We start from the raw sequence: 17386 nt of genomic DNA on the forward strand, positions 1-17386 counted from the left end.
AATTTACATTTTAAAATAAACTAGAAATACAAATATATTATGAGTTTCATAAATAGCATCATCAAAGCCTTTGTTGGAGACAAATCTGACAAAGATGTTAAAGCTTTGCAACCTTATCTTGACAAAATCAAGACTTTTGAAATCAGTCTTATCGCCCTAACACATGACGAATTAAGAGATCGCACCTACTACTTTAAAGATAAAATTAAACAGAACCGTGCTGGAATCGATGCTAAAATAGCAACGCTTAAAACTGATGTTGAAGGTGTTGATGACATTGACAAAAGAGAAGACATCTATCTTGAAATCGATGCTTTAGAAAAAGAGGCATATGAAGTATCTGAAAAAACTTTATTAGACATTCTTCCTGAGGCCTTTGCAGTTGTAAAGGAAACAGCAAGACGTTTCAAAGACAACTCAGAAATTTCTGTTACAGCAACGGCAATGGACAGAGAATTCTCTGGAACAAAAGCTTATGTTAGCCTTAACGGAGATCAAGCAGTTTGGCAAAATAAATGGAATGCTGCCGGAAAAGAAATTACCTGGGACATGATTCACTATGATGTTCAATTAATTGGTGGTATGGTACTTCACGAAGGAAAAGTGGCAGAGATGCAAACGGGTGAAGGAAAAACATTAGTAGCAACTTTACCAATATACTTGAATGCTTTGACTGGAAACGGAGTGCATTTAGTAACTGTGAATGACTATTTAGCAAAACGTGATAGCACCTGGAAAGCGCCTTTATTCGAATTTCACGGTATGACTGTTGACTGTATTGACAATCACCAACCAAGCTCTGAAGGAAGAAAAAAAGCATACAACGCTGATGTAACTTACGGAACAAACAACGAATTTGGTTTTGATTATCTAAGAGATAACATGACGCATTCGCCAGATGATTTAGTACAAAGAAAACACAATTATGCTATTGTCGATGAGGTCGATTCTGTATTGATTGATGACGCAAGAACCCCTTTGATTATATCAGGTCCAGTACCACAAGGAGATCGTCATGAATTCAACGAATTAAAACCAAAAATTGAAAACTTAGTTAGTTTACAGCGTCAAATAGCAAACGGTTTTTTATCTGAAGCAAAAAAATTACTGAAAGAAGGAAAAACTAAAGAAGGTGGTTTTTTACTTTTAAGAGCTTATAGAAGTTTACCTAAAAACAAAGCTTTAATTAAGTTTTTAAGTGAAGAAGGAATGCGTCAATTGCTTCAAAAAACCGAAAATAGCTACATGCAAGACAACAATCGCGAAATGCATAAGATTGATGAAGCCTTGTATTTTGTAATTGAAGAAAAGAACAATCAAGTTGAATTAACTGATAACGGAATTAAATTCCTTTCAGGAGATACTGACCCAGACTTTTTCGTTCTTCCAGATATTGGAACTGAAATTGCTGCTATCGAAAAGAAAAATTTAGAAAAGGATGCTGAAGCAGAAGAAAAAGAAAAATTATTCCAAGATTTCGGAATAAAAAGCGAGCGTATTCACACCTTGACTCAACTTTTGAAAGCCTATAGCCTTTTCGAAAAAGATGTAGAATATGTGATCATGGACAATAAAATCATGATTGTCGATGAACAAACAGGACGTATCATGGATGGACGTCGTTATTCTGATGGATTACACCAAGCAATCGAAGCCAAAGAGAATGTAAAAATCGAGGCTGCAACTCAAACTTTTGCTACTGTTACTTTACAGAATTACTTTAGAATGTACAACAAACTTGCTGGTATGACAGGTACTGCCGTTACTGAAGCAGGTGAATTATGGACAATATACAAATTGGATGTAGTAGAAATTCCTACTAACAGACCAATGGCAAGACAAGACAAAGAGGATTTTATCTATAAAACAACTCGTGAGAAATTCAACGCAGTTATTGAAGATGTAACTCAATTATCAAATGCAGGAAGACCTGTACTTATTGGTACTACTTCTGTTGAGATCTCTGAATTATTAAGCCGTATGCTTAAAATGAGAGGTGTTACTCATAATGTCTTGAATGCAAAAATGCACAAACAAGAAGCGCAAATCGTAGAAGAAGCAGGTAAAGCAGGAGTGGTTACTATTGCAACTAATATGGCTGGTCGTGGAACGGATATTAAATTATCAGCTGAAGTTAAAGCAGCTGGTGGACTTGCAATTGTAGGTACAGAGCGTCACGATTCACGTCGTGTGGACAGACAGTTAAGAGGTCGTGCTGGACGTCAAGGAGATCCAGGAAGTTCACAATTTTATGTGTCTCTTGAAGATAACTTGATGCGTTTATTTGGTTCTGAAAAAGTAGCCAAAGTAATGGACAGAATGGGGCTTGAAGAAGGTGAAGTGATTCAACATTCTATGATGACCAAATCTATCGAGCGCGCACAGAAAAAAGTGGAAGAAAACAACTTTGGTGTTCGTAAGCGTTTGTTAGAATATGATGATGTTATGAATGCACAACGTGAAGTAGTCTACAAACGTCGTCGTCATGCTTTATTTGGAGAACGATTAAAACTGGATATTGCTAACATGTTGTACGATACTTGTGAGTTAATTATCCAAAGCGCAAAAGCAGAAAATAATTTCAAAAACTTTGAATTTGATCTTATTCGTTACTTCTCTATTACATCTCCAGTTAGTGAGGCTGATTTCTCAAGACTAACTGAAATTGAACTAACAGGGAAAGTATATAAAGAAGCTTTAAAATACTATCAAGAGAAAACAGAGCGTAGCGCCAGAGAAGCTTTTCCTATTATCAAGAATGTATACGAAGATAAAAATAGCCAATTTGAACGCATTGTAGTGCCATTTACTGACGGTGTAAAATCATTGAACGTGGTTACTGATCTGAAAAAAGCTTATGATACTGAAGGAAAACAATTAATTGCCGATTTCGAGAAAAACATCACTCTATCTATTGTTGATGAAGCATGGAAAAAGCATTTACGTAAAATGGACGAATTGAAACAATCAGTTCAACTTGCCGTTCACGAACAAAAAGACCCTTTACTTATCTATAAATTTGAAGCTTTTAACTTATTCAACGCTATGTTGAACGGTGTAAATAAAGAAGTGATTTCATTCTTATTCAAAGGTGATTTACCACAACAAAGTGCTCCAGAAATTCAGGAAGCTAGAGAAGTAGTACGTCCGAAAGAGAATTTACAATTAAGTAAAGACGCAATTCCAAATAGTGAAAGTGCAAATCGTGAAGCTGGAGAAACGCAACAACGACAAGTTACTGAAACTATAGTGAGAGATATGCCAAAAATTAACCGTAATGATACTGTTACGATTCAAAATGTGGCTAACGGTCAAACTCAAGAAATGAAATTTAAAAAAGCCGAAAGCTTAATCGCTACTGGCCAATGGGTTGTTGTAAAATAATAACTCCTTTTAAATTACTATTTTCAGGACTTGAAAAATAGCTGTAAATAATACAATCCCCAATTACGTAATGTAGTTGGGGATTTTTTTATATTTGGAACAATCTTAAAATTATATCAATTGGCTTGGACAAATTCTACTACAATTCATAATGATTTACTTATCGCCAAAGAACAAGTTTATGATAAATGTGGTTTTGAATGTTCGCTACCGCAAAAGGAAAAAGAAAGTGCAGAATATACAGCTTGTTCTTTTAATCTGAATGGTCAATCTGTACTATTTCGTACTGCTAAAACCACCCCTACTAAAACAGGGCAATTTGTTACACTTTGGAAAAGAATTGGGAAAGGCCCTATTCAACCCTTTGACGACGCAGATCCAATTGATTTTGTAATTATTAATACCAGAAAAGGCGATAGTCTTGGCCAATTTATTTTTCCAAAAACAGTACTTTGTGAGCATGGTATTTTTTCTACTAGCAAAAAAGAAGGCAAACGGGCAATTCGTGTTTATCCTCCTTGGGACTTAGCAACCAATAAACAAGCGCAGAAAACCCAAAAATGGCAGTTGGATTATTTCCTAGAAATCCCGTCTGATAGTGCAATCGATATAGAACGTGCAAAATTACTTTTATCTTAAAGTTTAGCACTCGAACTGTCATTTTATTTATAAAGAAATCCGCGAGACTACCTGAATCCTCTGGATCAAACAGTATCTTCTAAATTATAAAAAAAATAGATTAAAATCACTCCTTTGCTGCGTTTTAGTATTAAAAACGTAACTATTCTGGCTGTAATTCAACTATTTTCCTTATTTTTGAGAGAAACGAAAGCATTTTTTTTTCTTAGATTAAGGTTAAAAATCAGTCAAAAAAACAAGTTAATTTTCATATCCTAGCTATTAGTTTATATATCTTTAATTTGCTACTTATTATACGTATAATCTATGCTTATTTTTATCGTGATAAATTAAATCTATACGAAGATAAAACATGAAGATGAACAATGTCGATTTATAAAATACAATATCATTAGTTTTACTAAACAAGAAACACATTAAATTCATTAAAACATTAAATATGGAAAATAATAACAATACAGATCCAACTAACGGTCAAGGTAAATGCCCAGTAAATCATGAACAGCTCCCAGTAAATCAAGGCGCGACTATTGTTGAAGGCAATCATGACTCATTAGCAGCTAAATGTCCTGTAATGCACGGAGGAAATACTTCATCAAAATCAAGCGTTATGTCATGGTGGCCCAATGCCCTAAACCTTGACATTTTGCATCAGCATGATACTAAAACAAATCCTTTAGGACAAACCTTTAATTATCAAGAAGAACTTAAAAAACTAGATATAGAAGCTCTAAAAAATGATATGCATGCTCTAATGACTGATAGTCAAGATTGGTGGCCTGCAGATTGGGGTCATTATGGAGGTTTGATGATACGATTATCTTGGCACGCAGCGGGAACATACCGTATATCTGATGGTCGTGGAGGTGCTGCGTCAGGAAATCAACGTTTTGCACCTTTAAATTCTTGGCCTGATAATGTTAGTTTAGACAAAGCAAGAAGATTACTATGGCCTCTCAAGAAAAAATACGGAAATAAAGTAAGCTGGGCCGATTTAATTGCGCTTGCAGGTACCATCGCTTATGAAGATATGGGATTAAACACCTTCGGATTCGCTTTTGGACGTGAAGATATTTGGAGCCCTGAAACAGATACTTACTGGGGAGCCGAAAAAGAATGGCTAGCACCAAGCGACGAACGTTATGCTAATGTCGAAGATCCAAAAACGATGGAAAATCCTCTTGCTGCCGTACAAATGGGGCTAATTTATGTGAATCCGGAAGGAGTAAACGGTAAGCAAGATCCTTTGAAAACTGCTGGGCAAATGCGTGAAACATTTAAACGTATGGCAATGAATGATGAAGAAACAGTTGCTTTAACTGCAGGTGGACATACCGTAGGTAAAACTCATGGTAATGGTGATGCTAGTATTCTAGGTGATGATCCTGAAACAGCTGGGATAGAAGAACAAGGATTAGGTTGGAAAAACCCTACTAATTCTGGGAAAGGTCGTCATACTGTAACAAGTGGACTTGAAGGTGCATGGACGACACACCCAACAAAATGGGATAATGGATTTTTTCAGATGTTGTTCAATCACGAATGGGAATCCCGCAAAAGCCCCGCTGGTGCATTGCAATGGGAACCAGTGAGCATCAAAGATGAAGACAGACCCGTAGATGTTGAAGACCCAAGTATCCGCCAAAATCCAATGATGACAGATGCTGATATGGCCTTAAAAGTTGATCCTATTTACAGAGAGATCTCTTTGAGGTTTATGAACGACCAAGAATATTTTTCAGATACTTTTGCTCGTGCTTGGTTTAAGTTAACACATAGAGATATGGGGCCAAGAGCAAATTACTTTGGTAAAGATGTACCACAAGAAGATTTAATTTGGCAAGATCCTATTCCTGCAGGTACCACAGATTATGATCTAACTGCTGTAAAAGATAAAATTGCTGCATCAGGATTATCTATTCCAGAAATGGTAAATACTGCTTGGGATAGCGCGCGTACATTCCGTGGATCTGATAAACGTGGTGGTGCAAACGGAGCACGTATTCGCTTAGCGCCGCAAAAAGATTGGGAAGGAAACGAACCACAACGCTTGGCACATGTTTTATCTGTTCTTGAGCCTATCGCAGCTGAGTTTGGTATTAGTATCGCTGATACTATTGTCTTAGCAGGTAATTTAGGAGTAGAACAAGCTGCAAAAGCTGCAGGTTATGCTATTACTGTTCCGTTTTCAGCAGGTCGTGGAGATGCTACTGCAGAAATGACAGATGCAGAATCTTTCGACCCTTTAGAACCATTAGCTGATGGCTACCGCAACTTCAGTAAAAAAGATTATGTAGTAAGCTCTGAAGAATTGATGTTAGATCGCACACAATTAATGGGATTAACGGCGCCAGAAATGACTGTTCTTGTTGGTGGGATGAGAATGTTAGGAACCAACTATCGAAATACAAAACACGGTGTTTTCACTAATACAATAGGTGCTTTAACAAACGATTTCTTTGTCAACCTAACAGATATGGGAAATACATGGAAACCAACAGAAAAAGGTCTTTACGAAATATGCGACCGTAAAACAGGAGTAGTAAAATGGACTGCAACGCGTATGGATCTTGTATTTGGCTCTAATTCTATTTTACGTTCTTACTCTGAAGTTTATGCACAAGACGACAACAAAGAAAAATTTGTAGTCGACTTTGTAAAAGCATGGGCTAAAGTAATGAATGCTGATCGTTTCGATTTAAAATAATATTCTCCAACTTATTAGACAGAATAATATAATATTCAAAATCCCCAATTACAGTTTGTAATTGGGGATTTTTTTTGGTTAAAAATAACAGCTTGAGTGTTTTTTTCATAAGGTGTAACCCAGGAAAAATGTATCATGAACCATTATATAATTTAATTAAAGTGCCTAATCCAGCTATCCGCTATAGCCCTCCTTCAAAATGCTTTTTTTACTAGCTCATTACAGGAGCTTCCTTCGGTCGCTCCGCAACTCCCGTAAAAAATAGCCTTTTTTAAGTAGGGGCTGCCGCTTCTATCTGGGGCAACAATCGGACTAAGGAAAAATGTACACCACTATCCAGGATTATCCGTAAAATACCGCTCCTCTATTCGTTTGATATCTTTAATGGAATTCTTTGCCCAGGCTAATCTTTTTACAAGGATTTCCTCTTCGGATAAGTGCCAGTCAATATCTGATTTTCGCAGTCGATTTGTCAAATTTTGAATGATAATAGCAGCCGAAACAGAGATGTTTAAACTCTCGGTAAAACCCACCATTGGAATTTTCAGGAAACCATCGGCACGTTTCAAAATCTCTTCTGATAGTCCATCTCTTTCCGTTCCGAAAAATAAAGCGCTTGGTTTTGAAATGTCAAAATCTTCTAATAAACAATCATTATCATGGGGAGTAGTCGCAATGATTTGGTAGCCTTTGTTTTTCAAAGTGTCCACGCAATCAGTAATACTGTCAAAGGTGTTTATATCGACCCATTTCTGGGCACCCATTGCAATTTCCTTGTCGATACTTTTCCCATAACGTTGTTCAATAACATTCAGCTCCTGAATTCCAAAAACCTCACAACTACGCATAACCGCACTAGTATTGTGCATCTGGAAAATATCTTCAACAGCAATAGTAAAATGTTTTGTTCTGTTTTCTAAAACTTTTAGAAATTTTTCTTTACGGTTATCGGTTAAAATGTTTTCAAGGAAATTTAAGTAGTCGATATCAATCATTATGAATTATTCTTTTTTTTTTTGCAAAAATATGATAATTCATTAAGGTTTCTTAATATATCGCTGTGCTTCTTACTACTAAAACGATATTAAAATGATTTTTTTTACTGCCTATTTTCTTAATTTGCAGCAAAGATCTTAAATCCCCATTTGTTAATTATATTTACTAAAACTCTCCTATTGTACGGTTTAGTAATATAATCATCCATTCCCGCATCTATTGCTTTTTGTGAATCGTCACCTAATGCAAACGCTGACACACCAATAATTACGATAGAAGATAATTTACTGTTATTTCGTATCCATTTCGTGGTGTCGATTCCGTTCAATTCAGGCATTTGTATATCCATAAAAACAATATCGCAATGATTTTTTTGCAACTCAGCGATTAGTTCATTCCCATTATACACTTTTTTGAATTCCAAAAACTGTCCTCTCAACATTTTCTCTAATACCTTCTGATTGATTTCTACATCATCAGCTGACACAATTCTTAAATTCCTTTCTACTTCAATATTTTCAGCTTTAATGATTTCATCAATTTTAGGAACTGATGTATCTTCAAAAGGCAATAAAATGCTAACCGTAGTTCCTTCACCTACAGCTGATTTGTAATGCACCTCTCCCCCCATTAAATCCACCAGTTTTTTTACTATGGGTAAACCCAATCCTGTGCCACCATACTTTTTAGTTAGAAAATGCTCGCCTTGATCAAAGGGATTATATAAATTTTTTTGTTTAATTTCACAAATTCCAATTCCAGTATCCTCCACTACTAACTCTAATATACCACCCTCAAGCTCTTTTACCGATAGTTTAACAAATCCATTATGAGTGAATTTCACTGCGTTTGAAAGCACATTGTTTAAAATGTGTAAAATCGAATTTTCGCATAGCAATACATGCTTTTTCAAATTATTATCAAATTCAAAAACAAATTTGACCTGTTTCGCTTTTGCTTGCTCTTCAAATAGTCTAGAGGATTTTTTGACCACATTATATAAATCAACTACATCTTTTTGAATTGAATAAGAACCGGACTCGATCTTAGAGAGATGCAGGATATCATTAATTATATTTAATAAATTATTAGAAGCTGTATTGATAATGTCCAGATATTCTTTTTTTTCAGCGTCTGTTTCTATTTCAGACAAAATCTCGATAAAGCCGAGAATTCCATTCATAGGAGTCCGAATTTCATGACTCATATTTGCCAAGAAATCTGATTTTGCCTTATTTGCTAGTTCGGCAATATCAGTAGCCTTAGACAACTCTTTTTTATTTTTTTCTAATAATTCATTATCCTTTCGCAATCTTTTATTGTATTTTTCAATTAAGGCTTTATTAGCAAATGTTTTCTTCATTAAAACGATTAGAATGTAAAATAGCACTAACATTGTAATTGTAACAAAAACAAAAATTAAGACCAAGATAAATTTCTCTCGATTTACAGCTACCTCAATATCTTTTTTTGTTCTGACATCGATCATTTCAAAAAAATCATTGATTGGCCCCGCGATTTCCGCCTTTTCCTTATGAAATTGCTGTCCAAAAACTAATTCTGTAGCTAGCTCTTTATTGGGCTTAGCTATAATTGTATAGTCGCCAGCTGCATCTTTATACAGTCCTTTTACAGCATTCATGGCCCTTTCTTCGGTAAGAACCAGATTGTCTGAATTTAATTTTGCTTCCTTTAATTTTACAAGCTCTTCAGTTGTGAAACCCAAATCCCTTATTTTAGCTGCTAAAGACTGTGTTTTTAAATTTGCATCCCCCGTTTTATTTTGGGTCATAACTACATCCCAATACACTCTATTATAATTTTCAGGAAAAGGCAAATTACCGTTTTGTATATTCAAAACCTCCCAAAACATCTTTTCATATCTCTCATCTTCGGTGATAATATACAATCTACTAAACCGTGTTAAGTCGTCGGAACTTTGTCTTAATAAATCGGCTACAAGGTAGGATTCATGTCGGTTTTCTTGCTTTTTTGTAATTGCATTAAAGTTAGTATACATTAAATAAGACAAGAAAACTACAACACTCAACAAGCCAAGAAAAAAGAAACACACCAACTTATACGTTAGTCCGTTTGCGTTAAATTCAACGAATTTATTTTTCATAACAATAGTTGCTTTTTTACTGAGATTAAAAAAATGACATCGTGGTATTTTTTATAACTTATACTCTTACAATAACTTATAGACTATTAAAAGTACTAAATTAAACGCTACAACTAATATTATTTTACTATTTCTAATAATTTCTTGTGTAAAACTCGTCTATGCCTTAAATTATTAAATCAATAGTGAACACAAAAAATCATTAATTTAGCAGTAATCTGCGATTTTTAATATCGCAGTATCAATGTCTATTGTACCAATTATGAGAAAAAGATTAGTTGTTCTAACCGGAGCTGGAATAAGTGCCGAAAGTGGCATAAAAACTTTTAGGGATGGCGATGGTCTCTGGGAAGGTCATGACGTTATGGACGTGGCCACGCCCGAAGGTTGGTTAAGAAATCCTGAGTTAGTCCTTGACTTTTACAACAAACGCAGACAGCAACTAAAGGAAGTAACACCAAATTTAGGACACGAAATTCTCGCGCAATTAGAAGTTCATTTTGATGTTTTTGTAATCACGCAAAATGTCGACGACTTGCACGAACGTGCAGGAAGTAAAAATGTATTGCATCTACATGGAGAATTATTGAAAGTGAGAAGCACGGCAAACCCTAATTACATTCTTGACTGGACGGAAGATCTTAATACTGGAGATTTCGATGCACAAAAAAACCAGTTGCGCCCTCATATTGTTTGGTTTGGTGAAGACGTTCCTGCCTTAGGCGAAGCCATCGCAATTACAAAAACTGCCGATTATTTTGCAGTTATTGGAACCTCACTGCAAGTTTATCCGGCAGCGGGATTAATAGACTTTACGCATCCTGATGTTCCCGTTTTTTATATTGATCCAAAACCGATTCGGATTCCAAATCTCAGAAATCCATTAGAAGTAATCCCCGAAGTCGCTTCTGAAGGAATGAAAAGACTAAAAAAGATGCTAATTGCTGGTATTTAAAAAAGTAATCCTTTTCGAAATTGTTTCTAAAGGTTTATATTTGTGCCTTTCGAACAAACAACACTACAATGACTACTTTAAACGAATTGAATGCTATTTCTCCAATTGACGGAAGATATAGAAACAAGACTCTTTCTTTGGCTCCTTTTTTCTCGGAAGAAGCGTTAATCAAATACCGCGTATTGGTTGAAATTGAATATTTTATTGCTTTGTGCGAAGTGCCTTTGCCACAATTAAACGGGGTAAATCCTGATTTATTCGATACCCTAAGAGACATTTACAAAAACTTCTCAACTGAAGATGCGCTTTGGATCAAAGAAACCGAAAAGGTAACGAACCACGATGTAAAAGCCGTTGAATACTTTATCAAGGATGCCTTTGAGAAATTAGGCCTATCACAATACAAAGAGTTCATCCATTTTGGGTTGACTTCTCAAGATATTAACAATACAGCAATTCCACTTTCGACAAAAGAAGCTTTTGAGAAAGTATATATGCCTTCACTAATTACTTTGACTTCTAAATTGAAAGATTTAAGTATCGAATGGGCTGCAGTTCCTATGCTAGCACGTACTCACGGACAACCCGCTTCTCCTACTCGTTTGGGTAAAGAAATTGGCGTTTTTGTGGAACGTTTAGAAGAGCAAATGCGTTTGTTGTTTAACATTCCGTTTGCTGCTAAATTTGGTGGAGCAACAGGAAATTACAACGCACATCATGTGGCTTATCCACAAGTTGACTGGAGAAAATTTGGAGGTAAATTTGTAGAAGAAAATCTAGGATTACACCATTCTTTCCCAACAACTCAAATCGAACATTACGATCATTTTGCAGCATTTTTTGATGCTTTAAAAAGAATCAATACGATCATCATCGATTTAGACAGAGACATCTGGACTTATGTTTCGATGGAATATTTCAAACAAAAAATCAAAGCAGGAGAAATAGGATCATCGGCGATGCCACATAAGGTAAACCCAATTGACTTTGAAAACTCTGAAGGGAATTTAGGAATAGCAAATGCTATTTTCGAACATCTTTCGGCTAAACTTCCTTTGTCAAGATTACAACGTGATTTAACTGACAGCACGGTCTTAAGAAACGTAGGTGTACCAATTGGTCATACGATCATCGCATTTGAAGCGACTTTGAAAGGTTTAAACAAATTGTTGTTGAACGAGCCTAAATTCCACGAAGATTTAGAGAAAAACTGGGCGGTAGTTGCAGAGGCAATCCAAACCATTTTGCGTCGAGAAGCATATCCTAATCCTTATGAAGCCTTAAAAGGATTAACTAGAACAAATGAAGCGATTGATAAAAAAGCAATTCATGACTTTATTGCAACACTAGAGGTTTCTGAAGAAGTGAGAGCAGAATTAATGCAAATCACACCAAGTAATTTCGTTGGAATCTAATACCAAAACAATAAAATAGTAATTCATAGCTTCTGTTTTTTTGAAATTCATAAAAATAGATCGCGCTAATGCTATTTTAAATCAAATAACTCCAAAAAAAGCTATCTTTATCGGTAGCTTTTTTTTTGACAATCCTCTTATAACAACTCATTGTGAAGAGGAAATCTAAAGTCTAGCCCTGACTGCAATGGAAAGCCTTGCAGGCGAAAAGCAATTTTTATAGCAAATTGCAGAGCAGATCCCGACACTTCGGGAGAAGCTCCTGCAAATGCCTAATAAAAAAGGTTTTTAGACAAAAGCTTAAAATGAAAGGCAGGAAATTGCTCCTAATAAAAAATAAAATATGAGTACCGTAGCGACAGTTGCTGAAGCATCACAGCATTTAAAACCACTTATTAGCGACTTAGGATTAATCCTAATGACCGCGGGTATTGCAGTTTTAGTATTTAAAAAATTGAAACAACCCTTAGTGCTAGGTTATCTTATAGCCGGATTTCTTGCAGGAAACCACATTGATTTTTTCCCCTCTGTAACAGATCCGAAGAGTGTCGATGTCTGGGCAGAAATAGGGGTGATTATTTTACTTTTTAGCTTGGGACTCGAATTTAGTTTCAAGAAGTTGATGAAAGTGGGCGGGACCGCCTCTATCACCGCCATTACTCAGATTATCACCATGGTAATAATGGGTTTTTTAGTGGGCCAATGGTTAGGCTGGAAACAAATGGACAGTATTTTTCTAGGTGTGATTCTATCGATTTCCTCCACTACGATTATCTTAAAAACCTTCGATGAACTAGGCGTCAAGGCGCAAAAATTTGCCGGAATCGTTATTGGTTCCCTTATCGTTCAGGATATTGTTGCCATTTTAATGATGGTATTACTCTCTACTGTGGCCGTGAGTCAGCAGTTCTCCGGAAGTGAATTAATGTTTTCTGTCTTGAAACTTGTTTTTTTCTTAATTGCTTGGTTTGTGGGTGGGATATTTTTCATTCCTACTTTATTAAAAAAAATAAAAAATTTAATGACTGATGAGATGACCTTAATTGTCTCCTTAGCGCTGTGCTTGATGATGGTTATTTTAGCATCGAATGCAGGATTCTCGCCTGCTCTAGGAGCCTTTATCATGGGATCTATTATTGCCGAAACTACGCAAGCAGAACACATTGAACACCTCATCAAACCTATAAAAGATCTATTTGGGGCTGTTTTCTTTGTATCTGTAGGTATGTTGATCGACCCAAAAATGCTGTATGAATATGCGTTTCCTGTACTTATTTTAACTTTTGTAACCATCTTTGGACAATCCATAAGTTCCACCATTGGAGCTTTAATTTCAGGCCAGCCTTTAAAACAATCCGTGCAAACGGGAATGAGTTTGTCACAAATAGGTGAGTTCTCTTTTATTATTGCCACTTTAGGGATGTCAATGAATGTCACCAGTAAATTCTTGTATCCTGTTGTCGTAGCAGTATCAGCCGTTACCACTTTTACAACACCGTTTATGGTGAAAATGGCGACTCCTTTTTCGGCTTACTTAGAACGAAAACTCCCTAAAAAGTGGTTGAAAAACATAACGCGATACAGCACAAATACTCAAGCTATTAAGTCGGCAAGTACCTGGCAAGTCGTGTTAAAAGCTTATATTTTACAAATCGTAATTCACACCATAATCATATTAGCGATCATATTGCTTTCGGCTAAGTTTGTCTTGCCGTTAGTAGAAAACTCTAAATTTGGAAATGCGATTACAGCACTAATTACAATAATTGTTTTAGCTCCCTTTTTATGGGCGCTCTCCTTACGTCGTGTTGCCGTTAAAGAAGTGGAAATCCTGCGTAAAGAGCGAAAATACAAAGGACCTATCATGATGATGGTTTTATTTAGAATGGGATTAGCTATCTTTTACATTGGTTTCTTACTGAATATCTTTTTCTCACCTCTTATTGCTTTCTTTGCCTTGATTACAGCTATTGCTGCTTATGTATTTTTTCCAAAGAAATTGCACAGCCAATACCTTAAAATTGAGAATCACTTCCTTCAGAATCTTAACAATCGTGACATAATAAAAATAGACAGGAAATACGCCAGTTTAACACCTTGGGACGGTCACATGACCACCTTTAAAATTGCCAAAGAATCCAACATCGCTGGAAAAACTTTACTAGAACTGCGCTTGCGAGAGGAAATGGGAATTAACATTGCCTTTATAAAAAGAGGGGAAATAATGGTTAAGATCCCAACTAAAAATGAACGTTTGTTTCCGGGTGATGAAATTTGTGTCATCGGTACGGATGCGCAGGTAAAAGAATTCAAGGGCTATTTACTTCAACACGAATTTGAGCCGCCTAAAAATGTCGAAAAACCAGAAATTATACTGCAACAACTGGAATTGAACAAAGTAGATTTGATAGGAAAAAGTATCAGTCAATCGCTTCTTAGAGAAAAAGCAAACGGTATGGTTGTAGGTATCGAACGAAATGGTAAACGTCTACTGAATCCAGAATCTGATTTGGTACTACAGAAAGACGATATTCTATGGGTCGTAGGTGATAAAAAGCGAATGAATCAGTTCTTTGCTGAGTAGTTTTTCATGGTCATCTGTTTTCTCAATGTGGTTTATTTAAGTTTTATACAAAAGTTCAGAACGATAACGAAAGTGACCTCAATTTCTTAATAGCAAGAAAATACATCGTTTTATATTCAATAGATGGATGAAATTTTATATATATTTGACACTATCTGTTCGTAACCTGATACCTTAACTCAAAATCGCAGTAATTAGTGCTTTTTATAGTATGAAATAATTTCATAATTTAGAAGTCAAAAATCAATATCAAAAAATTATGAAAAATAAGTATGTAGATTTTATTTCAGATGAACACTTTTTAAATTGCGTAGCAAATCTACATAATGCATACTTAAAAGCTAAAAATAACATTACAAAAAAGAATTTCTATAGCAACAAAGTTGATACTATTAAATTAACTTTTGACGCCAGATTCAACGAAATTGATGAAGAGAACTTAATTCAAGCAGAGATTTTACGCCAAATCGATAAGTCAATAAACAATTCGATAGGAACATTTCACGAACAAATATTAGGTGGAATTCAAGGTTTTCAGATTGGGAATTTCAGTGGTTTTGATATTAAAGCAAACGATGATACTATGTTTGCAGAGATAAAGAATAAACACAATACTATGAGTAGTGGCCTTGCTGAAGCCGTATTTCAAAAATTAGCAAGATTTGCCGATGATAACAAAAAAGCAAATTGTTATTTAGTTCAAATATTAGCTAAAAAAAGCTTCAATAATAAATGGGAAGGAATAATTAACGGAAAAGAATACACGCACAGTAGAGTTTTTAAAATTTCTGGTGATAAATTCTATGCTTTACTTTCTGGTCAAGAAGATGCTTTTTTGAAATTATATAAAAACCTTCCAATAGTAGTAAAAGATTATTTAAATTCAATTGAAAAAAGTGATTCAGTAAAAGCAAATTCTGCAATTGACGAACTAAAAGTCGAAACTGAAACATCTAAAAGAACTATCTTAGACCAAATCACTTTTGAAAATTATAGCTATTATTTAGGTTTTGATGAATTATAATAACAGTTCAAAAACTTAATAATAGAATATCCAATTTCTTTTCCTAAATTAACAGGAACAGCATTTCCAATCTGTTTGTATTGTTGTGCGACAGAGCCTTCAAATTTCCATTCATCAGGAAAAGTTTGAATTCTTGCATATTCTCTTACAGTAAACGGTCGCGTTTCTTCCGGATGACATCTTTCTGTTTGTTTTTGAGCAGGACTGCAAGTTAAAGTTAGACAAGGTTCATCCCACCCTATTCTTCTTGCAATTCCTGTTTTTCCTCCGCCAAGGTAATAACTTCCTCCCATAAATTCTTTTTGAATATCTATAGGTAAATCTCTCCAATAACCTTTTGGCGGAACTAAATCTAAAACATCTATTTTGCTTTTTGGATATTTTGAACCATCTGATTTTGGAACATCACAATCAAATAAATCTCCTTTTCTCAAAGCATCTTTTAGATTATATATTTCCCTATAAGGTTTTGGATATTCGTATTTTAAATTAATATCTTTCCTAATTCCAACTAAAATCAATCTTTCTCTTTTTTGAGGAACATTGAAATTAATTGCTTTTAGAACTTGTACAGGAACTACATTATAACCGATTTCATCTAAAATAGAAATCATCCCTTGTAAAGTTTTACCGTTTTCGTGACTTAATAAACCACGAACATTTTCACCAATACAAATTGGAGGGTTCACTTCTTTTACAACTCTTGCAAACTCATAAAACAAAGTTCCTCTTGCATCTGCTAAACCTAATTTTTTTCCCGCATAACTAAATGCTTGACAAGGAAATCCTCCAGTTACAATGTCAACTTTATTTTCATAATCCGTAAAACTATGCGATTTTATGTCCCCTTCCAAAACATTCCAATTTGGTCTATTTTTTCTTAAAGTTTGACAAGCCCATTTATCAATTTCATTTAATGCCACACATTTTAAACCAGCTTTTTCCATTCCAACAGCCAAACCACCAGCTCCAGCGAAAAGCTCTAAAACAGTGTATTCATTTTGTGGCTCAACATAATTTGAGATTGTTTCTTGAATCTCTTCATCCAAAAAATCTGCAAATAAAGTATCAACATCAGTTTTTCTGTAAACTCGATAATTACTTATTGGCTCACGAACAGCCGATAATTTACCTTCTTTGTCCCAACGTCTCAAAGTTTCCTTACTTTTACCAATATATTCGGAAGTTTCCGAAAGTGTCATATACTCATTCATAACCAAATTGTTTAACCTTACACAATGGTTACAAATTTAAAAGAAAAAACGGAATAACCAAACAGAATAGAAAAGAAAAAGAACATCGAGTAACACTCGTTCTTATGTAAAGCGAGATTGGGATGATAGCGGAATTAGCTCTTTTATTCATATCTGCGTTTCGACAGAAAACACTCTGTTATAAAGTATACAACCTCGCTAAGCGCGAGAATCTTAGTTCATTTCACAAAAATAGAAAATGAAACAAGTTGATAAAATAGCATTTATAGAAACCAAAAACGGACAGATTTTAAGTGCCAAATCGAAAGGAAAAACCAAATACTATATCCCTGGCTGAAAAAGA

Annotated in this window: 10 protein-coding genes; 7 read left to right on the forward strand and 3 right to left on the reverse strand. The window is 35.0% G+C overall.

Annotated elements, in window-relative coordinates; translation table 11 throughout:
- The first annotated feature begins 39 nt into the window (after window positions 1-39).
- The 3 genes from secA (at window position 40) to katG (ending at window position 6730) form a co-directional block, all read left to right on the forward strand.
- Window positions 40-3384: a preprotein translocase subunit SecA gene (gene secA / locus E0F98_RS09195; RefSeq protein ID WP_132110704.1), complete on the forward strand. Its 3345-nt coding sequence runs from the start codon at window positions 40-42 to the stop codon at window positions 3382-3384.
- Between the two features lie 120 nt (window positions 3385-3504).
- Window positions 3505-4023 (forward strand): MepB family protein, encoded by a 519-nt coding sequence (locus E0F98_RS09200; protein ID WP_243699221.1) that lies wholly within the window; start codon window positions 3505-3507, stop codon window positions 4021-4023.
- Between the two features lie 439 nt (window positions 4024-4462).
- Window positions 4463-6730, forward strand: a complete 2268-nt coding sequence (gene katG / locus E0F98_RS09205; RefSeq protein ID WP_132110708.1) for a catalase/peroxidase HPI — start codon at window positions 4463-4465, stop codon at window positions 6728-6730.
- Window positions 6731-7062: 332 nt separating this feature from the next.
- On the opposite strand, the gene E0F98_RS09210 is transcribed toward katG, so the two are convergent.
- Complete coding sequence (locus E0F98_RS09210) at window positions 7063-7725, reverse strand: TrmH family RNA methyltransferase (protein ID WP_132110710.1); 663 nt, start codon at window positions 7723-7725, stop codon at window positions 7063-7065.
- A 119-nt stretch (window positions 7726-7844) separates the two neighbouring features.
- Window positions 7845-9851, reverse strand: coding sequence for an ATP-binding protein (locus E0F98_RS09215; RefSeq protein WP_132110712.1), 2007 nt, complete (start codon window positions 9849-9851; stop codon window positions 7845-7847).
- 262 nt (window positions 9852-10113) lie between these two features.
- Here E0F98_RS09215 and E0F98_RS09220 point away from each other — a divergent pair, with 262 nt between their 5' ends.
- From E0F98_RS09220 to E0F98_RS09235, 4 genes are all read left to right on the forward strand, one after another.
- A complete protein-coding gene (locus tag E0F98_RS09220; RefSeq protein ID WP_132110714.1) occupies window positions 10114-10806 on the forward strand; it encodes an SIR2 family NAD-dependent protein deacylase in 693 nt (230 codons plus the stop codon).
- Between the two features lie 68 nt (window positions 10807-10874).
- The gene (gene purB, locus E0F98_RS09225) at window positions 10875-12221 is read left to right on the forward strand and encodes an adenylosuccinate lyase (RefSeq protein WP_132110716.1); all 1347 of its coding nucleotides are present in this window, start codon (window positions 10875-10877) and stop codon (window positions 12219-12221) included.
- A gap of 343 nt (window positions 12222-12564) precedes the next feature.
- Window positions 12565-14805, forward strand: coding sequence for a cation:proton antiporter (locus E0F98_RS09230; RefSeq protein ID WP_132110718.1), 2241 nt, complete (start codon window positions 12565-12567; stop codon window positions 14803-14805).
- A gap of 259 nt (window positions 14806-15064) precedes the next feature.
- The gene (locus E0F98_RS09235) at window positions 15065-15829 is read left to right on the forward strand and encodes an Eco47II family restriction endonuclease (protein ID WP_132110720.1); all 765 of its coding nucleotides are present in this window, start codon (window positions 15065-15067) and stop codon (window positions 15827-15829) included.
- Here the strand turns inward: E0F98_RS09235 and dcm are convergent.
- Window positions 15805-17043 (reverse strand): DNA (cytosine-5-)-methyltransferase, encoded by a 1239-nt coding sequence (gene dcm, locus E0F98_RS09240; protein ID WP_132110722.1) that lies wholly within the window; start codon window positions 17041-17043, stop codon window positions 15805-15807. The two genes, E0F98_RS09235 and dcm, sit on opposite strands and share 25 nt — an antisense overlap.
- Window positions 17044-17386 lie beyond the last annotated feature (343 nt).

The sequence above is a fragment of the Flavobacterium hiemivividum genome (assembly GCF_004349145.1).
Taxonomy (GTDB): domain Bacteria; phylum Bacteroidota; class Bacteroidia; order Flavobacteriales; family Flavobacteriaceae; genus Flavobacterium; species Flavobacterium hiemivividum.